A 25534-nucleotide genomic window follows, 5' to 3' on the forward strand; every position below is an offset into this window, starting at 1 on the left:
AAATCTTGATAAATTTTATAAAATGGGAAATAACACTTTTAAAGCACTGAATAATATAAATTTAAGTATTTTTAAAGGCGAATATGTAGCTATAGTTGGACCTTCTGGTGCTGGTAAGTCTACACTTATGAATATAATAGGCTGTTTAGACATTCCAAGTGGTGGAGAGTATATATTAGATGGTTTAAATACAACAAAATGCAGTGATTCTAAACTTGCAGAAATAAGGAATAAAAAAATAGGTTTTATATTTCAAAATTATAATTTGCTTCCTAAATTAAATATATTAGAAAATGTTGAATTGCCACTATTATATTTAGGCTATCCCAATAATAAGATTAAAGAAAAAGCTAAAAAAGCTATAGAAAAAGTAGGACTTTTAAGTCATATAAAGCATAAGCCTTCAGAGCTTTCAGGAGGACAAATGCAAAGGGTAGCTATAGCAAGAGCTTTGGTTACTGAGCCACAGATTATTTTAGCCGATGAACCTACAGGTGCACTTGATAGTAAAACTGGGAAAGAAGTTTTAAAGATGTTAAGAGATTTAAATGAAGAAGGCAATACAATAATTATGATAACTCATGACAAAGAAGTAGCTGCTAATGCCAAAAGAATAGTTACTGTAATGGATGGTAAAATTATATCAGATGTTTTAAATGAAAAGGTGGTTATAGCATGAGGTTTTCAAAGCTTATAAAAATAGCATTATCTTCTGTTTGGAATAATAAAATGCGTTCATTTTTAACTATGCTTGGTATAATTATAGGTATATCTTCAGTAATTATACTTGTTGGTATTGGAGAAGGAACAAAAAAGAACATTACAGAACAAATAGAAAAGCTTGGTACAAATCTTATAACTGTTAATATTATGGGCAAAAGAAATTCTAATATTACAGATAAAGAAATAGAAGAATTAAAAAGTAAACCTGGTATTAAAGAAATTGCTCCATCTTTGTCATCAAATGTTAATATAAAATCAGGATCCCAATCAACAACTACAACATTAGAAGCATCTACACCTAATTATGCATCAATAAGAAAACTAACTTTAAGCGCAGGAAGATTTATAACTCAAAGGGACGTAGATAATAGATACAATGTACTTGTAATAGGACCAGAAACAGCTGAAAATCTATTTAAAACTACTAATGTAGTAGGAAAGAAAATGTATGTAAATGGTATTGAATTTAGTATAGTAGGATTACTTAAATCTGAAGGAACTTCAGCTAATGGCTCAAATGATGATAGAATAATACTTCCTATATCTACCGCAAAGAGACTTTTAAAAACTTCTAATATAACAACATTTTATATTGAAGCAGAAAGTAAAGATAAAGTTGAAGAGGCTATGGCATATACAACATTATTTTTAAATAAAAAATTTAATAACAATATACAAAGTTACAGAGTTATGAATCAAACTAGTCTTCTTGAAACCGCAAATTCTACAACAGAGAGTATGACAGCTATGTTAAGTGGAATTGCAGCTATATCTTTAATAGTTGGTGGTATTGGTATTATGAACATAATGCTTGTATCTGTTATTGAAAGGACTAGAGAAATTGGTATTAGAAAAGCAATTGGAGCAAAAAGAAGGGTAATACTTTTGCAATTTCTAATAGAAGCCTCAACTATAAGCAGTTTAGGAGGTATAGCAGGAGTTTTAATAGGCTACTTAGGTTCATATATTGGACTTAAATATTTTGAAACTACAATTGTAATTTCTGGAAATGTAGTAATTGCAGCATTTGCTTTTTCAGTGATTGTAGGAATAGTTTTTGGAATTTATCCAGCAAACAAAGCTTCTAAATTAAACCCTATAGATGCTTTAAGGTTTGAGTAGAAATTTAAACCACATTTGATATAATATATATTAAATGTGGTTTATTAACTAAATAATTAAAAGAGGTTAAATATATGAAAGAAAGAATTTTAATTGTTGATGATGAAGAAAGAATGCGAAAACTTATTGAAGCCTACTTAAAAAAAGAAGGATATGAAACTTTGCAAGCAGAAAATGGATTAGAGGCATTAAATATATTTAAAAAAGAAAAAATACATCTTATAATTTTAGATATAATGATGCCAATAATGGATGGCTATACTGTTTGTAGAGAAATAAGAAAAACTTCTAATGTGCCTATTATTTTTCTTACAGCAAAAGGAGAAGATGAAGATAAACTTCTTGGATTTGAACTTGGAACAGATCATTATGTTACAAAGCCTTTTAACATGAAAATATTAATAGCTAAAGTTAAATCTCTTATAAACAGAGTATATAACTCAACACCTCAAGAAAAAAAAGAATATTTTTGTGATGGACTTTATGTTGATGAATTATCTCATAAAGTTACTTTAGATGATGAAAATTTATATTTATCACCTAAAGAGTTTGATTTATTAATTTATTTTATGGCTAATAAAGGTATAGTTTTAAGTCGTGAGAAAATATTAAATGCTATTTGGGGATTAGATTTTGAAGGTGATTTAAGAACTGTAGACAGCCACATTAAAAGACTTAGAGAAAAGCTTGGTGATAAAGCTTATTTAATATCTACTATAAGAGGAACAGGATACAGGTTTGAGGCTAAAAATGAAGAGTAAAATAAATTTAATAAAAAAATTTAATAAGAAAAATATAACTATAACAAAAAAATTATTTATAATAAATGCTATTGTTTTTGCAATTTTTATAGGAAGTACATTAATAATACAATCTTTATTTTTTGAAAAATTATATATCTATAAAAAGAAAACAGATTTAATAGATATAATAAATAAATTAAAAGTAGAATACAACAAAGCTGATGAAGATACTCAGAAAGAATTAATTGAGGAATGTGAAATAAAAAATAATATAGAGATAATTGTATTGCAAAATTCTAATACAGTTAAAATTCTAAAATTTTTACCTTCCTTTTCTAATAACAGAGCGAACATGGGAAGAGCAAGAGAACTTACTGATTTTATAAAAATATGGCTTGAAGATGATAAAAATTTAATAAATTTAAATAAAAAAAATAAGAATATAATAGTATATTCAAATCCTAGGGATAAATCATCTCCACAAAATATAATAAATATATCAAGCAATGATGAAAAAGATGAAATATTTTTTGCTCTTACTTCATTACAGCCTGTAAATGAAGCGGTATCAGTTATTGAAAGATTATATTTATATTTTTGCATAGGAGCAGTTTTTTTCATAATATTATTATCTTTTATATATTCAAATATGATAGCTAAACCTCTTGTTAAAATAAATAAAGTAGCTACAAAACTTGCAAATTTAGATTTTTCGGAAAAATGTGAAGTAAAAAGCAATGATGAAATAGGTAATGTAGCAGCATCTTTAAATTTTTTGTCAGAAAATCTTGATAATGCTCTTACTTCTTTAAAAGAAGCTAATGCCAAACTTGAAGAAGATATAGAAAAAGAAAGAAAACTAGAAAAAATGAGAAGAGATTTTGTTGCGGCAGTATCGCATGAATTAAAAACACCTATAAGCTTAATAGATGGATATGCAGTAGGCTTAAAAGATAATATTTTTGAGAATGAGGATAAGGATTATTATCTTGATATAATAATAGATGAAGCTGAAAAAATGGGAAATTTAGTTTCTGATATGCTTGATTTATCATATCTTGAGTCAGGAAGTTTCAAGCTTACAAGGGAAGAATTTAATATTATACCTTTAATAAAAATAACATTAAAGAAGTATGAAAACTTAATAAAAGAAAAGAATGTTTCATTAGAAGTAAATCTTTATAGTGAAGTAAAAGTATTTGCAGATTGGAATAGATTAGAGCAGGTTTTAACAAATTTTATTACCAATGCTATAAGACATGTTAATGAAAATGGTAAAATATATGTAAGAACTCTTTATGAAGATGATTTTATAACTATTGAAATAGAAAATACAGGCTCACATATAAATGAAGAAGAAATAGATAAAATATGGGATCAATTTTATAAAATTGATAAATCTAGAAATAGAAAAATAGGAGGAACTGGGATAGGATTATCCATAGTAAAAAATATTCTTTTACATCATAATTATCCTTTTGGAGTGTTAAATACTAAAATAGGAGTTAAATTTTATTTTAAGGTTCCTAAAATTTAATAGAAATTTTAAAAATAACTATACTTATTGTTGCTGTTATAGCTTCAAATATAAGTATAGTTATTTTTTTTCTAAGCATAAAAAAGGATACCAAATCGTAAAAAATGAGCCCCAAAATAATTTTATATGAGTATATAATGAAAACGTATTAATAAAAAAGAAAAGATAGGGGGAATAAAAATGAATAAACTTTCAAAAATTGCGGTGGCTCTTACATTAGTAATGAGTACTTCGGTATTTGCTGGATGCTCAAATAAAAAATCATCTAATGAAAATGCTCAAAATTCAACTAATGCAGTAAACAAAATAGATCCAACTAAAATTTCAGGTACAGTTAATTTTGCAGTTTATAATTGGGGGACAGAAGATTATAAAAAAATTGTAGAAGCATTTAATAAGGTATATCCTAATGTAACTGTAAACATTACAGGCTTTGATGGAGATTTAAATAATTATTTGACTACTCAAGCTTCATCGAATTCATTACCAGATGTTGTGTTTGGGTGGGAAAATCTTAATTATCCAGTATCTCAGGGCTGGGTCAATCCACTTGATGACTTTCTTGCAAAGGATTCAGAAATAAAAAATGTAGATAAAAATTTATTAGAAAGTTATAAGTTTAATGGAAAAATTTATGCAGTTCCAACCAATTTACAGTTTAGTTCTATTTTAGTAAATTTAGATTTAATTGAACAATTAAATATGGATAAGCCTTCTTATGAATGGACAGTAGATGAATTTAAAGAATATGCAACTAAAGCTACTACTGATAAATATTCAGGAATAAATCATTTATGGGATTTTGATGATCCAATGACTGGTATGTTTAGTAAAAACCTTGGGGAAAGAGGTTATGATGCTAAAACAGGTAAAATCAATTTAACTGATGGAAGCTGGGTTAAAGCTATAAATTTCCAGAAAGAATTAAAAGCTGTTCCAGGATTAGTATCTGATGATTTAAAAAATCAAGCACTTAGAGACGCAGGAAAAGAAGACGACTACATGAAAAAATTTGGTAAAGATGCTGATGCTTTAAGAGAAGGCAAAGTTCTTTTTGGATTTCAAGGGACGTGGGATTATAGCTGGATAAAAACAATGAATTATAAATATGATTTTTATCCTCTTCCACAGGATCCATCAGTAGGATATCGTGAAGTTTTACATGCAGACCATGCTTTTATGACTTCAACTGCTAAATCAAAAGAAGCTGCTTTTGAACTTTTAAAATGGATATCTTATGGTAAAGAAGGAACCCTTGCTAGAATGGATTTATATAAAAATAAAGTAGATGCAGAAGGAAAACCATCTCCTGAATTTTTTATACCTTCTACAATTGATGGAGATGTTGTTAATGCATTTAAAGAACTTGATTTTGTACCTGAAGGAATAAAATATATGTTTGACAAAAAAGATAAAGCTTTTAGAGGAGATTTATATAAAGTTGTTCCAGATTATAGCAAAGTAATTGATGAAATTGTAAGACCTCAATCTGATGAAGTAAGAAAAGGAAAAGTAGAAGCTTCAGCTATTGCGGCTGAATTAGAGAAAAAAGCAAATGCTGCTCTTGAAGAAGCTAAAAAGTCATTTGAAAATCAGCTTAAAAATGCTGAAAGCAAATAGATTAATCTATATTAACAAATAAGGTAATAGGTAAAAAATTATTTTAATTTTTTACCTATTACTATAAAATTCATTAAACGCTATATCAGGCTATTTATTAAAATATTGCATTAAATTTTTAAGTTTTAAAAGTATATAATTAAAAATTTAGCATGTAATAGTGTTGAAAGGATATGTGAGAATATGAAGAAAGGATTTTTATTAAAACTGGTATCATTTATTTTAACTGGAGTTATTTGCACATGTTTTGTCCCTTCTGCAGGTTCAACCAATAAAGTTAAAGCTTATGAATCAGATTTTAATGTAGCTAAAAATTGGATAGAGTTTGACAATAATAAAGTTGCAGATAAAGTAGAGTCTTTCGATTTTAAAATAATGGATAAATCAATGGCTCAATATAATAACGAAGGTATATCATTATCAATTGATGCTTCTGTTGAATTTACATTTAAAATACCAAATACCAGCAAGTATAACATTATATTGGAATATAGAATAGATTCAGATAAGGTGCTTAAAAATACCGGATCATTAAGTTGGGATAACAAAGAAGTTTTAATCTCACTTCCATCTCTTTGGCAGGATAATACTAAAAATTACGAAAAGGATAGGTATGGAAATGATATAATTCCAGAACAAAAAATGCTTGATGGTATGCATCTTGAATATGCAAAGGAATATGCCAGTCTTGATAAGAGTCCTTTAGTTTTAAATCTTAATAAAGGCCAGCAAAAATTTATATTTAAGAATAATACACAGCCTATAGTGCTTAAAGCTATTTATTTGGTTGAAGAAAATAAAACTCTAAGTTATAAAGATTATTTAAAAATATTAGCTAATAAAGATAAAGGTAAAGAATTAACTTATATAGAAGCAGAAAATTATAAAGCTAAATCTGATTCTTTCATAAGAGTTTCAAATGTTCAAAATTCAGCATTACATCCTTATAATACTACTAAAAAACGTTTAAATGTTATTGAAGGAGCTTCATGGAAAGATGTAGGCCAAAAAATTATATGGGAATTTGAAATTAAAAATCCAGGTATGTATTCTATAGGCTTTACGTATTCACAGGATACAAAACAAGGTATGTCAGTTTTTAGAAATATAGAAATTGATGGGAAAATATTGTTTGAAGAGTTAAAAAATTATCCTTTTAAATATACTGGATTAAATTATAAAAATATCATATTGTCTGACAAAAATAATCAAGAAATAAAAATATGGCTTGATAGAGGGAAACATACAATAGCCATGGAAGCAGATGCTGCACCTATTGAAGATATATATAATGAATTAAGAGATATAATGCTTAAAATTAATCAAACAGGTATTGATATTAAAAAATTGACTGGCGGGAAAAAGGATACAAATAGAAATTGGGATATAGTTCAGTATATGCCTGATGTAATTCAAAATTTAGAATTATGGGCTAATAAATTAGAGAATATTTATGATAGACTTGAGAAAATTAGTGGAGAAAAGCCAAGTTTTGCAGTGAATTTACAAATTGCAGCTAAAAATCTTAAAGATATTGCAAAAGAACCCAAAGAAATACCTAATAAACTTACAAAATTAAGTGAAGGCTCTGGTTCAGCTGCTCAACTTATAGGAGATTTAAATTTATCATTATCTCAGCAACCTTTAAGTTTAGACAGGATATATATTATAGGAGATGGGAAACTCCCTAGCAGTAATCCTGGTAAATTTAAAAGTTTTATTGAAAGTACAAAAAGATTTTTTGCAACATTTATAAATAAAAATGAAGAATATGGAACTTCTAAAGAAGATGATGAACTTACGGTATGGGTAAATAGACCTATACAATATGTAGAACTTCTTCAACAAATGTCAGATTCATATTTTACACCAAATTCTAATATTAAAGTTAAATTTTCAGTAATGCCTAATGAGCAAAAACTTACTTTATCTAATGCTTCAAGAACAAATCCAGATGTAGCATTAGGAATAAGCAATTATATTCCATATCAACTTGCTATTCGTGGAGCTGTAATGGATTTAACACAGTTTAAAGATTTTTTGCCATATATGAGCAGAGAATATAATTTAGAAACATTAATACCATTTACATCAGAAAATAAGATATATGGGGTTACAGAAACTCAAGATTTTTATGTACTTATGTATAGAAAAGACATATTAGATAAATTTAACTTATCTGTACCTAAAACTTGGGAAGATGTAAAAAATATGATGCCCGAGCTTCAAAGACATTCTATGAACTTTTTTGTACCAATGGCATCATGGTCAGGATTAAAGCCTTTTTATACAACTGCACCTTTCATATTTCAAAATGGAGGGAATATTTACAGCAAAGATGGTCTTACAACAGCAATTAATACAGAAAAATCAATTAAAGGCTTTGAGCTTATGACTGAGCTTTTTAATGTTTATAGTGTATCGGAAAATGCTCCAAATTTTTATAATAACTTTAGATATGGAACAATGCCTATAGGAATTTCAAATTTTGGAACTTATGTAGCATTAATGAATGCGGCACCTGAAATTGCAGGACTATGGGAGATTGCTCTTTCACCTGGAGTAAAAGATGAAAAGGGAGATATAAAACCTTATCAAGTTGCAAGTGATAGAGCTGATGTTATATTTGAAAATAGTAAAAAGAAAAAGGAAGCATGGGAGTTTTTAAAATGGTGGTTATCTAAAGAAGTTCAGGTTAAGTATGCATACTCACTTCAAACAAAATTTGGACCAGAATATATGTGGAACACAGCGAATATGGCTGCTTTTGAAGAATTACCTTTCCCTGAAAAAGATAAAAGGGTTATATTAAATCAATGGAAATATATAAAAGAAATTCCACCTCATCCAGCTGGATATATGGCTGAAAGAGAAATCAGCAATGCTTGGACAAATATTGTAATGAATGGAGCTAATTTAAGAACAACATTAGATAGAGCGGCTGTAATTATAAATAGAGAGATAAATTTAAAGTTAGAGGAATTCGGCTATATAAAAAACGGAAAAGTTATAAAAGAATATAAAATACCTGATGTAGAAGATATAAGAAAGCTGGTGAAGGAAAGTAAATGAAGTCATTAAAAAATATATTAAATAAAAAATCTCATTGGATATTATTATCGCCATACATTATTATGTTTTCTATATTTATTATAATACCTGTTGGTGCTGCAATAGCTTTATCTTTCACCTATTTTAATACTATAGAGTTTCCTTCTTTTATTGGGTTAAAAAACTATATAAAATTATTAACTCAAGATACTGTATTTATGCAGAAAGTACTTCCTAATACTATAAAATATTCATTAATAGTAGGTCCTTTAGGATATATACTATCTTTTCTTCTTGCTTGGATATTAGCTCAACTTACCAAAGTACCTAGGACTATACTTGCAATAATAATATATTCACCATCAATGACAGCAGGAGTGATAATGTCTACTGTATGGGGTGTAATATTTAGTGGTGATCAATTAGGTTATTTAAATAGTATTCTTATAAATGCAGGGATAATAAGTGAACCCATACAATGGCTACAATCTCCACAGTATCTTATGACTATTATGATTATTGTTTCTTTATGGAGTAGTATGGGTGTAGGATTTCTTTCAATGCTTTCTGGTGTTTTAAATGTTAATCAGGAACTTTATGAAGCGGCTTATATTGATGGTGTAAGAAATAGATTTCAAGAAATTATATATGTTACTATTCCATCAATGAGACCACAAATGCTTTTTGGAGCAGTAATGGCTGTTGTAAATACTTTTAGTACAGGGGGTATAGGAGTTGCACTTTCAGGCTCAAATCCCACACCTGATTATGCAGGACAAGTAATTGTAAATCATATTGAAGATTATGGATTTATAAGATATGAAATGGGGTATGCAGCAGCTGTATCAGTAATATTACTTTTAATGATATGGGGAGCTTCAAAGGTTTCTAATAAATTGTTTGCAGACGATTAAGGAGGAAGATGGATGAGTAGTATAAATGGGACAGGTATAAATCCTAAAAAATTTCATAAAAGTCAAATAAAATTTTATATAATATTGTTTCCAATAGTAACATTTATGATATTACCTATACTTTATATAATATTTAATGCTTTTAAACCTATAGATGAGCTTTTTGTATATCCTCCTAGATTTATTACAAAACGCCCTACTTTAGAGAATTTTATAAGACTATTTAATACAGCAGGAACTTCTAATATACCTGCTTCAAGATACCTTTTTAACAGCATAGTATCTACTATAATAGTGATGATTTTATCTATTTTTATTTCAGCATCAGCTGGATATGTTTTATCAAAAAAACAATTTAAAGGTAAAAATTTAATTTTCAATATAAATACTCTTGCACTTATGTTTGTACCAATAGCTGTAACTATACCAAGATACCTTACTGTAGTTAAGCTTGGACTTATAGATAGCTTTTTATCTCATATACTTCCATTGTTAGCTATGCCAGTTGGTTTATTTTTAGTAAAACAATTTATTGATCAAATACCAACTTCATTAGTAGAAGCTGCAGAAATAGATGGAGCTTCCGATTATTATATACTTGTAAAAATTATAATACCTTTAATAAAACCGGCTCTTTCAACAGTTGCTATATTAGCATTTCAATCAGCATGGAACAGTACAGAAGCATCAACACTTTTTATTAATAATGAATCTTTAAAAAACTTTGCTTTTTTTATGACCACACTTACATCAACCACTGGTAATACAGTAGCAGGTCAAGGAATGGCAGCAGCAGCATCATTAATTATGTTTCTTCCTAATTTAATAATATTTATAATATTGCAATCTAGTGTAATGAATACCATGGTTCATTCAGGTATTAAATAGGCATTTAGGTAAAAGGAGGGGTATTTAATATGAAAAATATAAGGGCTTATAAAGTTTTAAAGTCTATCACGGTATTTTTTTTCGTGATAGTTATGACCTTAGGACTTTTACCAAATAAAGTTAATGCTGAAAATGCAGCTGCTTATACCTATACTATATCTGAAGATGATAAATGGGTACGTACACAAGATGCATATTTAACAAGTGAAGTTTTTTTAAAAGATGCAGGACTTCAAAAACCTGAAGATATTTTTGTAAAAGATAAAAAAATTTATATAGCTGATACCGGGAACGGACGTATAGTTGTTTTAGATAATATGGAAAATAAAATTAATTATATTGGAGCAGAAATTTTAAGCTCACCTACAGGTGTATATGTAGATGAAGAAAATAATATAATAGTTGCTGATTATAATCTTCAAAAGGTAGTTAAATTTTCTCAAAATGGGGAAATTATAAAATTGTATGATAGACCTACCTCTCCAATATTTGGTAAAAAAACTAATTTTAAACCTAGAAAGGCTGTAAGTGATAAAAAAGGTAATATATATATTGTTAGCGAAGGAACTTATGATGGGATAATACAGCTTAGTAAAGAAGGGGAATTTTTAGGATATTTTGGTGCTAATAATACTAATCTTAGCCCTATAGAAGCTATTCAAGAATTAATATTTACAGAAGAACAAAAGGCTAAGCTTTTTAATAGAATACCAAAAACATTTTACAATATTTCCATAGACAAAAAGGGAATGATATATACAATTACTCAAGCTGACAAAGGACATGCTATAAAAAAACATAATATTGCAGGTTCAGATATTTTTAGTGGGAAAAAATCCATTAAAGATGAAAACAATTTTGTAGATATTACGATTGGTACTTATGGACAAATATATGCACTTACTGAAACAGGACTTATTTATGAATATGATTCTTCAGGTAATATTATATTTTCATTTGGAGGAAGAGCAATTTCAACCGAAAGAAATGGACTTTTTACTGTAGGATCAGGTATTGCAGTAGATGAAGAAAATAATATATATGTGCTTGATAAAGAGAGAGGTATGATTCAGGTATTTTTTCCTACAATATTTGCAGATATGACTCATGAGGCTATAAATTTATTTGAAAATGGTAAATATTCTCAAAGCAAAGATCTATGGCAAGAAATACTTAAATTAAGTGGTACTTCTAAAATAGCCCATGATGGTTTAGGTAAGGCATATTTTCAAGAAAATGATTATGAAAAAGCTGCTTATCATTTTAAGATAGCACAAAATCGTACTGATTATTCAGAAAGTTTTTGGGAAATAAGAAATAAATGGCTTCAAAATAATTCAGGGATATTAATAATTTTATTAATATTTTTAGTAGTAGTTATTAAATTATTAAAAAAGATAGATGAAAAAAAAGGTATTTTTAATTTTGTTAGAAATATAAAGAATAAAATTTTAAAAAATCAAATAATGAATGATTTAATTTCTATGAGAAATTTTATTAAACATCCAATAAATAGTATGTATGATATTAGAAAAGATAAATTCGGGTCAATACTTTCAGCTACAATAATATATCTTATAGGTTTTTTAATTTTTACCATTAACTATATAGGACGTGGATTTATTTTTAATTTTGTAGATTCTAGAAATGTCTCTTATTTTTATATAATAGGAATATTTTTATTGCCATGTGGACTTTTTGTGGCTGCAAACTATATGGTAAGTTCTATTAATGAAGGAGAAGGAAGAATTAGAGATGTTTATATTGCTACAGCTTATTCTCTTACACCTTTTATAATTTTTATGCCTTTTGTAATAGCTTTAAGCTATATAGTAACTTTAAATGAGGCATTTATAATTTCATTTTCTTCAGCAATAATTTGGGTATGGTGTGCAGTAATACTTTTGTTAGGATTAAAAGAAATTCATAATTATGAGATAAAGGATGTAATTAAAAATATATTACTTACATTATTCTTAATATTTGTTGGAATTATTATATTTTCCATAGTTTATATGTTATGGGATCAGTTAATTGAATTTTTATATTCATTTTTAAAGGAGGTGGCTTATAATGTTAAAAAATAAAAAGAAATTTATTTTGGCAATTTCTGTAATAATATTAACTTTTAGTATTACATCTAGTTTTGCCAAAACAAATAAAAGCCCTTCTATGGAAGAATTGGCAAGTCATGCTGCTGTTTTAAACTCAAATTCTAATAGGTATTCAAAGCCTGAAAAATATTTACAAGTTAATAATAGGCTTAATTTAGATGGATTTACAAAAATTATGGAAGATAATAAATTAGAAATTTGGCATAAAGATAAAAATGCTTCTATAAGAATTGTAGATAAAAAAAGTGGATACATTTGGGGCGGCTTACCTTATGAAAAACCGGAAGATATGAATACAACTTGGTCAGGAATAGGGAATTCTCTTTTATCTATTGATTATTTTGATAAAAAAGGTATAGAAAAAAGGTTAAGTATAGCAGATAAAACAGTAAATAAAAAATATATAATTGACGGAAATAAATTAAAATACTCAGTTAATTATTCACAATTAGGAATTTCATTTGATTTTCAGATGGAGCTTAAAGATGGAAAACTTACATTTAGTATTTATAATGACAGTATAAAAGAAGGAAGCGATAATCATCTTGCAGCTATTTATTTTGTACCGTTTTTAGGTTCTACTAGAGCAGATGAAATTGATGGGTATATATTTGTACCAGATGGAGCAGGTGCGCTTATAAGGTTTAATAAGCCATCTAAATATTTAATTAATTTTGATAAAAGAGTATATGGTAAAGATTATGGCATAGACAAATTATATGAAGTAAATGATCTTAAATCAAGCAGACCAAATGATTTTACTGTAGAAGAGCCGTCAATTTTGATGCCTGTTTTTGGGGTAGTTCATGGAGTAAAACAAAATGCTATTTTTGCTACAATAAAAGATGGAGTAGAGTATGCTTCAATTACAGCATCACCTAGTGGAATGCTTACTAATTATAATTGGGTTAGTGCAAAATTTATTTATCGTCAAAAGTATCTTCAGCCAACGAGCAGAAACGGAGCAGGAGTACAAGTTGTACAAGAAAATAGAAATAATTTTAATGCGGAAATAACATATGATTTCTTAAATGGAGATAATGCAGACTATGTTGGAATGGCTAAAATTTATAGAGATACTCTAAAAAAAGAAGGTATACTATCTAAAAAAGAAAAAATAGATGATAATATACCATTACAAATAGATATAGTAGCATCAGATATTGAAAAAAGTTTTTTATATAATAAAATTTTAAAAATTACATCTATTGATGAAATTAAAAATATAGTAGATAAATTAAACAAATATAAAATTAATAATACTACAATAGTTCTTCAAGGATGGCAAAAGGGAGGAATTGGAGGATATAAGCCTTCTTCTTTCGAATTTGAATCTAAGCTTGGAGGAAAAGATAATTTTAGAGATTTAGATGAATATATAAAATCCAAAGGAGGAAGGCTTTATTATTACGAAAATCCAGTTACTGTAAATGAAACGCAGATTGATTTAAGGAAAGAAGGAGGAAATTCACTTTCACAAGCTTTAATAATGCTTGAAAGAGATAATAATGATATATGGTTTAAGAATACTTATTTTGTTGAATCAAATCTTGTAGCTGATTATATTTCTAAAAAAGCAGATCAATATTCTTTAAATAATATGAATTCTATGGCTATAAATGAAGTTGGGTCTAAACTTTATGCAGAAAATCAACAAAATCATGTAACTACAAGAAGTGATGCTTATAAAAAATTTCAACAAGCTCTAAATAAGGTTTCAAATACTATAAAAGACTTAGCTCTTTACAATCCTAATCAATATCTTTGGAAATTTGTTAACGATATATTTAATACTCCAATGATAAATAGTCAATATTTGTTTGAAAGTGATACAGTACCATTTTTACAGATTGTATTAAAGGGAAGTATTGATTATTATGGGCCTTATTCTAATATGAGTTTTTATTCAAAGATGGATGCTTTAAAACTTGTAGAATATGGAGCATATCCTTCATTTATAATAACAGGCAAAAAAAATACTGATTTAAAGTATACTACAATTTCTGAATTATATTCTACTAATTTTGAAGATTGGCAGGAGAATATTATAGATATTTATAATTATGTAAACAAAGCTCTTTCTAAAGTTGAAGGGAAGATGATTATAAATAGGACTGTATTAACTTTAGGAGTTGTTAAAGTTGATTATGAAGATAATATCTCAATAATAGTTAATTATACAGAAAAAGATTATAAAATAGGTGATACACTGGTTCCTAATGAGGATTATGCAGTTATAGAAGGAGAGTGATAAAGTGTTAAATAAGTTAACTATAAAAAAAAGAAATGCTTTATTTGGATATATATTTATTTTACCATGGATTATTGGATTCTTCTTATTTACTGCATTCCCGTTTTTTTATTCAATTTTTCTTAGTATGAGTAAAGTTACAATTTCACCGACAGGGATTGAAACTAAATGGATAGGACTTACAAACTATTTTAATATTTTTACGAAGGATGTAAATTTTCCTTTGATTTTAGCTGAAAGTATAGTTTCATTAATTTTATCTACACCAATGATTGTTGTTGCTTCGCTTATAATGGCAGTACTTTTGAATGGAAAGTTTAAAGGAAGAACTATATTTAGAGGGATATTCTTTTTGCCTGTAATTATTATAAGTGGACCTGTAATATCGGAACTTATGACTAATCAGGCAGCTAAAATAGTAGAACCAAATAAGTATTTAATATATAAGTTTTTTTCTATGTTACCTAAGGTAATTAGTTCTCCAATTTTATATGTATTTGATAATTTAGTAATAATATTATGGTTTTCAGGAGTTCAAATACTTATTTTTTTAGCAGGGCTTCAAAAAATTGATACATCAATTTATGAAGCAGCATATATAGATGGAGCTTCATCTTGGGAAATATTTTGGAAGATTGTATTACCTTATGTAAAACCATTAATATTAATTAATACTATATATACAATTGTTGAAATGGCGTCATTCCCTAATAATAAAATTAATACAGCTATTACATCTAAGATGTTTGAAATGGGGAATGTATATAGTTATTCAGCAACTATGTCTTGGACTTACTTCCTCGTTGAATTCTTGTTACTAGGTATAACATTTTTAATTTTAAAAGAAAGAAATAAATAGAGGTGGTAAATATGATAAAAAATATAAAATCAGCTAAAATATCAAATTTTAAAAAGAAATTTTTCCGAGGAAGTAGAGAATCAGATAGTATTTTGAAAAAAATAGTTGTATATGCTCTTCTTGCTGGAATAGGATTTGTTTATTTATATCCTCTTATATACATGATAGTGACAAGCTTAATGGGATCTTCTGATCTTATAAATCCTACAGTAAGATGGGTACCTTCAAAGGTTTATTTTGGAAATTTTAAAATATCATTTAAAGTACTTCAAGCAGATAAAGCTTTACTAACTTCAATTATAATGGCCGGTATTCCTGCAATATTTCAAACTGCTTCTTGTGCTGTAATAGGATATGGTTTTGCAAGATTTGAATTTCCATTAAAAAAAATGTGGTTTATACTTTTAATAGCTGCATTTATAATCCCAGCACAAGTTACAATGATACCTAAATATATACTTTTTGATGCTTATGGAATGATTAATACCCCATTACCATCTTTCCTGCCTGCAATTTTAGGTCAAGGTATTAAGGGAAGTATATTTGTACTGATTTTTTATCAATTTTTTCGTTCTTATCCAATAGTACTTGATGAGGCAGCAGAGATTGATGGGGCTAGCAAGTTTACAACATTTTTTAAAATTGCATTACCAATGTCAATACCTGCTATTGTAGTTGCTTTTATATTTTCATTTGTATGGTATTGGAATGAAACATATTTAGCAGGAATATTTTATGGAAAAGTAATACAAACACTTCCAATGAGACTTCAGACTTTTGTAGATTCATATAGTCGTCTTTATCCAACTTCTGATGGGAGTACAGTAAATAGATTAAATGAGAGTATACGTATGGCAGGAACTTTGATTACAATTATACCGCTTATTGTAATGTACTTATTCTTACAAAAACAGTTTGTAGAAAGCGTAGATAAAGCAGGCATAACTGGTGAATAAATTAATTTATTATTTAATAGAGCATAGTTCCTCAAAATTTTGTATTGTAAACTAAATTACAATTATATTTTAAAATAAATGTTATGAGGTGATTTTATGTCAAAAATAAGAGGAGTAAATTTAGGTAATTGGTTAGTTCTTGAAAAATGGATGAAACCGGAATTGTTTGATGGATTAAAAGCTGAAGATGAAACAAGCTTTTGTGAAGAACTTGGTGAAAATGCATTAGAAAGGTTAAAAAAACATAGGGATACTTTTATAACTTTTGAAGATTTTAAATGGATTTCAAATGCAGGGCTTAATGCTGTAAGAATACCTATACCACATTGGATTTTTGGAGATACAAAACCATATTATGGATGTATTGAATATCTTGATAATGCAATGGAATGGGCAGAAAAAACAAATTTAAATGTACTTATAGATTTGCATACAGCACCAGGATGCCAAAATGGTTTTGATAATGGAGGTATTTTAGGAGTATGTAAATGGCACACAAAAGAAGAATATGTATCAAGAACTGTTAATATAATAGAAAAAATTGCTAAAAGATATAAAGAAAATCCAGCTCTTTGGGGGATTCAACTTTTAAATGAGCCAAGATGGGATGTACCTATGGATATATTAAGAAATTATTATTTAAAAGGTTATGAAGTTTGCCGAAGGCATATTGATGAAAATATAGCTATAGTTTTTCATGATGGCTTCAGACTTACGGAGTGGAAAGATTTTATGCAGACATCTGAATATAAAAATGTAATTTTAGATACTCATTTTTATCAATGTTTTGCAGAAGATCAAAAAAAGCTTGATATGTCTGGACATCTTCAACTAGCCTTATCTCAAAGAAGTAAAGAAATTAATGAAATGTCAAAATATTTTAAAGTGATTATAGGAGAATGGTCATTAGGAATTGATACTAGCAATAATACATTAAAAGATATGAATGAACTGCAAATAGATGCAGCTTCAAGAGCATATGCAGCAGCACAACTTTTATCTTACGAAACTGCAGAAGGATGGTTCTTTTGGAGTTACAAACTTGAAAATGAAAATATGCTTACTTGGAATTATAGAAAATCAGTAGAAAAAGGATGGTTCCCTTCAAAATTGAAATAAATTTATATATTATCTATATTTAATTTTTTAAATCTATATAAATAAATTATTTCAAAATATAAAATGCCAGATAAAATTAAAAAAATATAGTTTGTTATATTTATAAAAGGTATAATTATATTTAAGGTAAATTTACTATTTTAAAATATTTTTAATAGCAAATTTACCTTAAAGTTAGATAATATATGGATAAATTAGAAAGGGCATATGATATGAAAAAAAGTTTAAAACAAATAAATTTTGTAATCGTCCTCATATCTATAATGTTTAATATTAGTGGATGCAATAAAAATATAGAAGATAATGAGATAAAAGTTAAAAAAAATAATACAAAAGCTACTGTCAAATTAGATTGGTATATTCAAGCTTCTTGGTATAATAAAAAATGGGATCCTAAGATAACACTTTTTGATAAAATTGTTACAGAAAAAACAGGAGTAGATTTAAATATAATTATACCACCAGTAAGTGGTGATGAAAAACTTATCGCTATGGCATCTTCGGGTAACCTACCGGATATTATTACTATAGATAATTGGAATAGTGTTAAAGAACAAATGATAAAATCTGGTTATTTTCTGCCTCTTAATGATTTAGCACAAAAGTATTCACCTGAACTTTTAAATATTATTCCAGATAGCATGAAAAAGTGGTATACACAAGAAGATGGAAATTGGTATGGAATTGCAAATCAATTTATTGCTAAAGAATGGCTTTCTGAAAATTCTTTCATAGAAAATCCAAATGGAATTATTGCAAGAAAAGATATTATGGATAAATTAGAAATTAAGCCTGAAGATTTTAACACACAAAATGGTGCAATTAAGGCATTAAAAAAAGTTAAAGAATCTAATATTAAATTTAATGGGCAGAAAGTTTTGCCTTTTTATTTTCAATGGAATGATTGGGCAATATCAAGAATGTGGGGAATACCATGGGAAACTCCAGATGGTAATTGGATTGATTTTAGAACTCATCCTAAATATTTAGAAATATATAAATTTTTAAATAAACTATGGAGAGAAGGACTTATTTTAGAAGAAAATTTTACTAATTGGGCAGGAGGAAAAATTAAGCAGGGTATTTGTTTTGCATATTTAGGAAATTTCGATGATATTTCAAATGTTTTATATGACTCATATAAAATAGATAATAAAGCTGTTTTTGTACCTGTTGGACCTATTCATGCTAATGATGGTTCAATACCTTTATATGATCAAGCAGGAACTGGTTGGACAAGTACTTATATTACAACTAAAAGTAAACATCCCGATAAAGCTATAGAACTTCTTACATTTTTATCTAGTGATGAAGGTCAAATGCTTACTTGGTATGGTGTTGAAGGTAAGACTTTTGAAATAGTAGATGGTAAAGTTAAATATACAAATGAATATTTAACAATGAAAAAAGAAGATACTGAAATGGCTAAAAAAGTATATGGGATTAATGATTTTTGGCCTTTAAAGCAGCAATTGTTTTATGAAAAAACTATTAATACTAAATATTTGCCAGAAGAAGAAAAAAACTATAAAAATATAGTAAATTATTTTTCAAAGTATGCAATACATACACCTGAAACTATGGGGATTTTACCAGAGGAAGGAAGTCCCGAAGCTGGCATACTTCAAAAAATTAATGATTATTGGGAAAATCAATCAAGAAAAATGATATTAGCTAAATCTGAAAAAGATGTTGAAAATATATATAATGAATCAATTAAATATATTAATAAAATTGGTTATCAAAGAGTATATGATTTATCAAACGCTAAATTTAAAGCACAAAAAAAGAAAATAGGTAAAGAATTCAGTTATCCAGGAAATGTTAAGTAGATTTATTACGGAGGGGAACATATGAAAAAAATTACTAATATGTGTAATAAAATATATAAATATTTTTCTGAAATGAATCTACTTAACAAATTGTCATTAGTATATACTATTGCTATTTTTATTCCTGCTATAATAATGGGAATTTATACTTATTTTCAATATATGAATAATATGAAAAAAGAAGTATCGCAAAATTCTCATCAAATGCTTTTTCAAATAAAAGAAGATATAAAAAGAAAAATGGTAATAATAGAAGGAGTTGCTGATAACATAGCTTTTAATAGTAAAGTACAAAACTTACTTTATTATGGTATGGAATTTACACCAGAGGAATTAAATTATTATATTAATTCAATAGCAATGCCTATAGAATATGCATTAAATTTTAATGGAGCTAATATTTATCAAATATCTGTTTATTTTGTTAATAATACAATTCCTGAATATAATAATTTCTTAAAAGAAGAAAGAATAAAAGATGAAGAATGGCTTAAAAATTTTAAAAAAAGTAATGAAGATGAAATATGGATATATCCAGCAAAAAGTAATAAATTTGATTTTAATATGGCATCTAATGAAACCAATTCTAAAGTTTTAAAAATGGCAAAAAAAATTAAAAGTGTTAATGGTAAGTACCTTGGAGTTTTAACAATAGATATTCTTGAAGAAGATATTTTTTCTAATATAAATACAGAAATGGAAAACAGGAAAATTTTTGTAGTTAAGGGTAATAATATTATTTATCCTAATGATGATGATGATATACAAAAATATATTAGACTTCATAATGAAGAAATAAATAATAAAGAAAAGGGAGATTATTTTTACAATAATAAATTATATAGTTATGAAACAATTAATTCTCTAAACCTTAAAATTATAAGTAAAACTTTTGTAAATGGATTAGCACAGGAAACTTTAAAAACTAGTGGATATAATATTTTAGCTATAATTATAGGAAGCATAATATTAGCAATAGTTACGTATTTTATATTAAAAATGTTGTTTTCAAGACTTAATCAAATTGTAAAGGTTATGGAAGTTGTTGCACAAGGGAATTTTAATATAAAAATACCTATAGTTCATAGAGATGAAGTTGGGAAGATATCAGAAAATTTCAATATATTAATAGAAAAAATTAATACATTAATTAATGATATTGTAAAAAAAGAGACAGCACAAAAAGATGCCCAATTAATTGCTTTACAATATCAAATAAATCCACATTTTATATATAATACCATAGATATATTTAGAATGAAGTTAGAATTAGAAGGCAACTATGAAATAGCAGATTCAATTGCTAATTTTGGTAAAATGCTTAGATATAATATAAATAGAGATTCTCAATATTCTACGGTTAAAGACGAAATTGAGTATGTTGAAAAGTATATAAGCCTTCAGAAGCTTAGATATGGAAATAAAATTAATTTTAAATCAAATGTACCTGAAAATATAAAAGACTTGAAAATTTTAAGATTTATTTTACAGCCTATTGTTGAAAACTCAATTAATCACGGTATGAAAGAATCAAAGAAAGAATTTTTAATAGAAATAGATTTTATTGAAAAAATAAACAATTTAGAAATTCATGTAATTGACAATGGGAAAGGAATAGATAAAGAAGAACTTGATATTATAAATGATAAATTAAAGAATTTTAAATCTTTAGATAGAGTAAAAGATACAGATAAAAATATAGGATTGGAAAATATAAATACAAGGATTAAACTGTTTTATGGCGAACAATATTATATAAAAATGGAAAGCGTTAAAGAACAATATACAAAAACTATAATAAATATCCCATATATTCAAGATTGAAGGTGATAATATTTATAATATTTTAATTGTAGATGATGAAGAGTTAATATGCAAAGGATTAAAATCTATGATTGAGAGGAGTCATATAGAAAATATAGAAGGAATATATTTTACATCAGAACCCTTGAATGTAGAGGATATAGTTAAAAATGTAAATATTGATATTATTATTACTGATGTTAGAATGCCTGAAATTACTGGATTAGATTTAATAAAAAATATCAATAAATTAAATTTAAATATTAAGTTTATTGTTCTTAGTGGATATGATGATTTTAGTTATGTAAAAGAAGCTTTTAAATTAGGAGCTTTTGATTATATTTTAAAACCTGGTAGTATTGATGAAATTAAATCTGTAATTGAAAAAACTATTGATAAAATTAAAGAAGAAGAAAAAATTAAAATAAATCAAGAAAATAATAATAATAAATACATTGAAGCTATACTTGAAAATAGATTAAATAAAATATTTAACGATAATAACTTTGAGTTTGAAAAAGAAAATGTAGTAAATATATTTAAAGAATTAAATATTACTTTTTTATATTCTTATTTCACTGTTGCAGTTGTTTCTTTTAAAGAAAGTATAAATGAGGGGAACATAAAAAAGTGTTTATATGAGATAAATAAAGATATTATTAATAAAAATGAATTAAAAGTAATTTATTATAATGATTTTAAAAATAATTTTATATTTATATTTAATTACAGCAGCAAAATAAATTTATCTCAAATTAAAATATATATAAAAAAATTATTGAAAGAACTAAAAGAAAATTTAAATATAGTTTGTTTTGCAGCTATAAGTGAAATAGGAGTTAATATAGAGAGTATAATTGAATGTTATTATCAAGCTATGGAAGCAATAAAATATATGATTATTTATGATCCATTTTCACTTATTGAGTATTATGAAATAAGTCAAAAGAATGATAAGTATAATTTTTCAAGTGAACTTAACAAAATTAAAGAATTTATACTTAATTATGATACTGTTCAAATTAGCAATTTAATTGAAATATTGTTTAGTAAAGAAAAAATAAAAGAAATATCTATAAACCAAATAAATAAACTATATAGAAAAATAATTAATATAATAAATGATATTGCAGCAGCTAAAGAAGTATCTTTTCAAAATGAAAATTATAAAGAATTTAATAGTTTTAACAGTTTAAGTGATTTAAAAATATATTTAAAAACTCATATATTTGAATTCATTAATTTATTAAAAAAAAGAAATGAAACCAATTCTATATCTGACATTATAAAAAAATATGTACAAGAAAATTACTACAAAGATATAGATATGGCTGTAGCATCTAATATTGTTTCTTTAAGTTATTCGCATTTTAGCAAAATTTTTAAAGATGAAACAGGTATGAATTTTTCAGATTATCTTTTAAAAGTTCGAATGGAAAAAGCTTTAGAACTTTTAAGCGATCCTACAAACAAGATAAATGATGTATCAAAAAGTGTTGGGTATAATAATCCTAAACATTTTACAAGAGCTTTTAAAAAATATTTTGGATTTTTACCAAGTGAATATAGAGGGAAAAATAATTAGATTAAAAATATTTTATTTAGGAGAGGCTGTTAGAAGGTTGAATAAAGCTTAGATAATGAGTTACAGAAAAAATATATAGAATATGAAAGGAGTGTATTTATGAATAATATTAAATTAGGAATAATGGTTTATCTTACCCCAAATGTATATGAAGATTTTAAAAAAGCTAAAGATATGGGATTTAATACTTGTCAGTTATGTTGCTGGGATGAAAAAATGTTTAATAAAGAGTATGTTGAAATAGTAAATAAGGCTTCTATTGATAATAATATTGAAATTTCTGCCTTTTGGTGTGGGTGGCAGGGACCAAAAGTTTGGGATTTTTATAGTGGACCAGATACTTTAGGGCTAGTACCGCAAGCTTATAGATTTTCAAGAATGGAAACATTAATAAAAGGTTCAGATTTTGCTAAACAATTAGGTGTGAGTGATATAGTAACGCATGTTGGGTTTATACCAGAAAATCCAAATGATAGAGATTACAAAGGAGTTTTAGAAGCAGTAAAATTTGTTGCTAACCATTGTGAAAGCAATAATCAATATTTTTTATTTGAAACGGGACAAGAAACTCCAATAACATTGAAAAGATTAATTGAAGATACAAAATTAAACAATATTGGCGTTAATTTAGATCCAGCTAATCTACTTTTATATGGCAAAGCAAATCCTATAGATGCCATAGATATTTTAGGCAAATATATTAGAGGAGTACATGCTAAAGATGGCGAATATCCTATTAATGGAAAATATTTAGGTGAAGAAAAACCATTAGGGAAAGGTAGAGTAAATTTTGAAGCCTTGATTTACAAGCTTAAATCTATAGGATATAGTGGAGCTTTGACTATTGAAAGAGAAATAAGTGGAGAAGAGCAAGTAAAAGATATCTTATATGGAAAGGAATTTTTAGAAAAAATAATAAATAAGTAAATATATAAACTATAAAATTATTAATAAAAATATTTTTAAGTAGAATTAATTAAATATATATAAAGATTATATAGACTGTGAGGAGAAATATAAATATTATGATAGAATTTAGAACATTAAAAAATGATGAGTTGGAAAAATGGTTTGATCACTGTATGTATGTTTTTAATGAAGGAATATATAGTAGAGAATATAGACAATATTTTGTAAATCATTATAATAATGATCCATGGAGAGATTTAGATACTATATTAGTTTGTATGGATGATAATAAAATAGCAAGTACAGTTAGAATTTTTAATAGAAAAATATATTTAAATAGTAAAGAAGTTTCAATGGGAGGAATAGGAGAGGTAAGTACTAAGAGTGAATATAGAAGTCAGGGGTTGTCCACAAAGTTGCTTGAGATAGCTATAGAAAAAATGAAAAATATGGGCATAAATGTTTCTATACTTGGGGCGGCACAAAATAAATTTGGTTATTATAATAGGCTGGGATGGGATAATATACCAAGATATTTTAATGCATCAAATGTAAAAGGAAACAATAATTTTAAGTTTAAAATAAGACCAATAAATTTTGAAACTGATATTACTGAAATTATTTCTATTTATAATAATTATTCTAAAAAACTTAATGGTACATTAGTACGTAATGAAAAATATTATTGGGAAAATTGGGTTAAAAATGAGGCTAAAAATTTTTATATTGTAGAGGATAATAATAAAATTATTTCTTATATTGATTTTGAAAAAAACAATAATGTTATTAAAATAAGAGAATTTGGAGAATTATTACACTCTAAAAGTATATTCAAAGAATTATTATCTAAAATAGTTTATTTAGAAGGTGAAGAGGAGTGTAAGGTAATTTATCCAAAAATTATAAAATCTGAATTAAAAATTGAAGAAGTAATTAAAGAAATGGGTTTAATGATTAATGTTATTAATCCTTTTGAATTTAAAGGTATTAAAATAGAAAATACTAAAGATTTTATTCAAATTTTTAATAATATTAATAAAATGCAAGATGAAGAATTATTTACTTTTTGGGATATAGATGGATTTTAAAATTTATATAATAGTATCTTTATATTTATCTAATTAAATAGCCAATAGTAAAACTATTAAAAGGTTACTATTGGCTATTTATAATTTATTCAAAGAATAAAAAATACAATATTAAAATCAAGATGAAAAAAAGTTTATTAGGGGGTGTAAATAATTTTGTGTATTCTCTTTCTTTCGACAAGTAATTTAAGGATAAATTATTTGTAAAATAATGTAATTTAAAGTCAATAATCTCAACTGCTTAACCTGTATTACAATGTATATTATAACCAAATTTAGGCAATAATATACATTGCTAATTAACAGGATAAGGCAATGCTGAGGAGCAACCTGAGCGGTTATTAGTGTTCTATACAGAAACGGATGGTTCTTAACTATCCGTTTTTATCCGTTTCTGGTAGAACCAAAAGCGGTAAACCT

At 26.3% G+C, this 25534-nt stretch carries 18 protein-coding genes; all 18 read left to right on the forward strand.

Annotated elements, in window-relative coordinates; genetic code table 11:
* Positions 1-22 precede the first annotated feature (22 nt).
* The gene (locus tag B5D11_RS09740; RefSeq protein ID WP_078682859.1) at positions 23-679 is read left to right on the forward strand and encodes an ABC transporter ATP-binding protein; all 657 of its coding nucleotides are present in this window, start codon (positions 23-25) and stop codon (positions 677-679) included.
* Positions 676-1845 (forward strand): ABC transporter permease, encoded by a 1170-nt coding sequence (locus B5D11_RS09745; protein WP_078682841.1) that lies wholly within the window; start codon positions 676-678, stop codon positions 1843-1845. Before B5D11_RS09740 ends, B5D11_RS09745 begins: the two co-directional genes overlap by 4 nt.
* A 74-nt stretch (positions 1846-1919) precedes the next feature.
* The gene (locus tag B5D11_RS09750) at positions 1920-2606 is read left to right on the forward strand and encodes a response regulator transcription factor (RefSeq protein ID WP_078682842.1); all 687 of its coding nucleotides are present in this window, start codon (positions 1920-1922) and stop codon (positions 2604-2606) included.
* Positions 2596-4125, forward strand: a complete 1530-nt coding sequence (locus B5D11_RS09755) for a sensor histidine kinase (protein ID WP_078682843.1) — start codon at positions 2596-2598, stop codon at positions 4123-4125. Before B5D11_RS09750 ends, B5D11_RS09755 begins: the two co-directional genes overlap by 11 nt.
* Positions 4126-4305: 180 nt before the next feature.
* Positions 4306-5745 carry an extracellular solute-binding protein gene (locus B5D11_RS09760; RefSeq protein WP_078682844.1) on the forward strand — a complete coding sequence of 480 codons (1440 nt, stop codon included), beginning with the start codon at positions 4306-4308 and terminating at the stop codon, positions 5743-5745.
* 183 nt (positions 5746-5928) lie between these two features.
* Positions 5929-8817: an extracellular solute-binding protein gene (locus B5D11_RS09765; protein ID WP_078682845.1), complete on the forward strand. Its 2889-nt coding sequence runs from the start codon at positions 5929-5931 to the stop codon at positions 8815-8817.
* A complete protein-coding gene (locus B5D11_RS09770; protein ID WP_078682846.1) occupies positions 8814-9710 on the forward strand; it encodes a carbohydrate ABC transporter permease in 897 nt (298 codons plus the stop codon). Before B5D11_RS09765 ends, B5D11_RS09770 begins: the two co-directional genes overlap by 4 nt.
* A gap of 12 nt (positions 9711-9722) precedes the next feature.
* Positions 9723-10598 carry a carbohydrate ABC transporter permease gene (locus tag B5D11_RS09775; protein ID WP_078682847.1) on the forward strand — a complete coding sequence of 292 codons (876 nt, stop codon included), beginning with the start codon at positions 9723-9725 and terminating at the stop codon, positions 10596-10598.
* A gap of 29 nt (positions 10599-10627) precedes the next feature.
* The gene (locus B5D11_RS09780; protein ID WP_207651098.1) at positions 10628-12685 is read left to right on the forward strand and encodes a YIP1 family protein; all 2058 of its coding nucleotides are present in this window, start codon (positions 10628-10630) and stop codon (positions 12683-12685) included.
* Entirely contained in the window at positions 12672-14963 is a 2292-nt protein-coding gene (locus B5D11_RS09785; RefSeq protein WP_078682848.1) for a DUF5696 domain-containing protein, read from the forward strand. Before B5D11_RS09780 ends, B5D11_RS09785 begins: the two co-directional genes overlap by 14 nt.
* A gap of 4 nt (positions 14964-14967) precedes the next feature.
* Entirely contained in the window at positions 14968-15822 is an 855-nt protein-coding gene (locus B5D11_RS09790; protein WP_078682849.1) for a carbohydrate ABC transporter permease, read from the forward strand.
* A gap of 11 nt (positions 15823-15833) precedes the next feature.
* Complete coding sequence (locus B5D11_RS09795) at positions 15834-16778, forward strand: carbohydrate ABC transporter permease (protein ID WP_078682850.1); 945 nt, start codon at positions 15834-15836, stop codon at positions 16776-16778.
* Between the two features lie 96 nt (positions 16779-16874).
* Entirely contained in the window at positions 16875-17897 is a 1023-nt protein-coding gene (locus B5D11_RS09800) for a glycoside hydrolase family 5 protein (RefSeq protein ID WP_078682851.1), read from the forward strand.
* A gap of 185 nt (positions 17898-18082) precedes the next feature.
* Entirely contained in the window at positions 18083-19729 is a 1647-nt protein-coding gene (locus B5D11_RS09805) for an extracellular solute-binding protein (protein WP_078682852.1), read from the forward strand.
* 21 nt (positions 19730-19750) lie between these two features.
* A complete protein-coding gene (locus tag B5D11_RS09810) occupies positions 19751-21553 on the forward strand; it encodes a cache domain-containing sensor histidine kinase (RefSeq protein ID WP_078682853.1) in 1803 nt (600 codons plus the stop codon).
* Between the two features lie 25 nt (positions 21554-21578).
* A complete protein-coding gene (locus B5D11_RS09815) occupies positions 21579-23117 on the forward strand; it encodes a response regulator transcription factor (RefSeq protein WP_278320353.1) in 1539 nt (512 codons plus the stop codon).
* A 99-nt stretch (positions 23118-23216) separates the two neighbouring features.
* A complete protein-coding gene (locus B5D11_RS09820) occupies positions 23217-24044 on the forward strand; it encodes a sugar phosphate isomerase/epimerase family protein (protein WP_228201985.1) in 828 nt (275 codons plus the stop codon).
* Between the two features lie 98 nt (positions 24045-24142).
* Entirely contained in the window at positions 24143-25114 is a 972-nt protein-coding gene (locus B5D11_RS09825) for a GNAT family N-acetyltransferase (RefSeq protein WP_078682855.1), read from the forward strand.
* The last annotated feature ends 420 nt before the right edge of the window (positions 25115-25534 follow it).

Source organism: Clostridium sp. USBA 49, from assembly GCF_900167505.1.
GTDB classification, from domain to species: domain Bacteria; phylum Bacillota; class Clostridia; order Clostridiales; family Clostridiaceae; genus Clostridium_AT; species Clostridium_AT prolinivorans.

What these genes read in the sequence shown, in the direction of transcription:
- B5D11_RS09745 (WP_078682841.1), top strand. Translation starts at nt 676, where the DNA reads ATGAGGTTTTCAAAGCTTATAAAAATAGCATTATCTTCTGTTTGGAAT.
- B5D11_RS09770 (WP_078682846.1), top strand. Translation starts at nt 8,814, where the DNA reads ATGAAGTCATTAAAAAATATATTAAATAAAAAATCTCATTGGATATTA.
- B5D11_RS09810 (WP_078682853.1), top strand. Translation starts at nt 19,751, where the DNA reads ATGAAAAAAATTACTAATATGTGTAATAAAATATATAAATATTTTTCT.
- B5D11_RS09740 (WP_078682859.1), top strand. Translation starts at nt 23, where the DNA reads ATGGGAAATAACACTTTTAAAGCACTGAATAATATAAATTTAAGTATT.
- B5D11_RS09775 (WP_078682847.1), top strand. Translation starts at nt 9,723, where the DNA reads ATGAGTAGTATAAATGGGACAGGTATAAATCCTAAAAAATTTCATAAA.
- B5D11_RS09760 (WP_078682844.1), top strand. Translation starts at nt 4,306, where the DNA reads ATGAATAAACTTTCAAAAATTGCGGTGGCTCTTACATTAGTAATGAGT.
- B5D11_RS09820 (WP_228201985.1), top strand. Translation starts at nt 23,217, where the DNA reads ATGAATAATATTAAATTAGGAATAATGGTTTATCTTACCCCAAATGTA.
- B5D11_RS09805 (WP_078682852.1), top strand. Translation starts at nt 18,083, where the DNA reads ATGGATAAATTAGAAAGGGCATATGATATGAAAAAAAGTTTAAAACAA.
- B5D11_RS09785 (WP_078682848.1), top strand. Translation starts at nt 12,672, where the DNA reads ATGTTAAAAAATAAAAAGAAATTTATTTTGGCAATTTCTGTAATAATA.
- B5D11_RS09800 (WP_078682851.1), top strand. Translation starts at nt 16,875, where the DNA reads ATGTCAAAAATAAGAGGAGTAAATTTAGGTAATTGGTTAGTTCTTGAA.
- B5D11_RS09765 (WP_078682845.1), top strand. Translation starts at nt 5,929, where the DNA reads ATGAAGAAAGGATTTTTATTAAAACTGGTATCATTTATTTTAACTGGA.
- B5D11_RS09780 (WP_207651098.1), top strand. Translation starts at nt 10,628, where the DNA reads ATGAAAAATATAAGGGCTTATAAAGTTTTAAAGTCTATCACGGTATTT.
- B5D11_RS09795 (WP_078682850.1), top strand. Translation starts at nt 15,834, where the DNA reads ATGATAAAAAATATAAAATCAGCTAAAATATCAAATTTTAAAAAGAAA.
- B5D11_RS09750 (WP_078682842.1), top strand. Translation starts at nt 1,920, where the DNA reads ATGAAAGAAAGAATTTTAATTGTTGATGATGAAGAAAGAATGCGAAAA.
- B5D11_RS09755 (WP_078682843.1), top strand. Translation starts at nt 2,596, where the DNA reads ATGAAGAGTAAAATAAATTTAATAAAAAAATTTAATAAGAAAAATATA.
- B5D11_RS09825 (WP_078682855.1), top strand. Translation starts at nt 24,143, where the DNA reads ATGATAGAATTTAGAACATTAAAAAATGATGAGTTGGAAAAATGGTTT.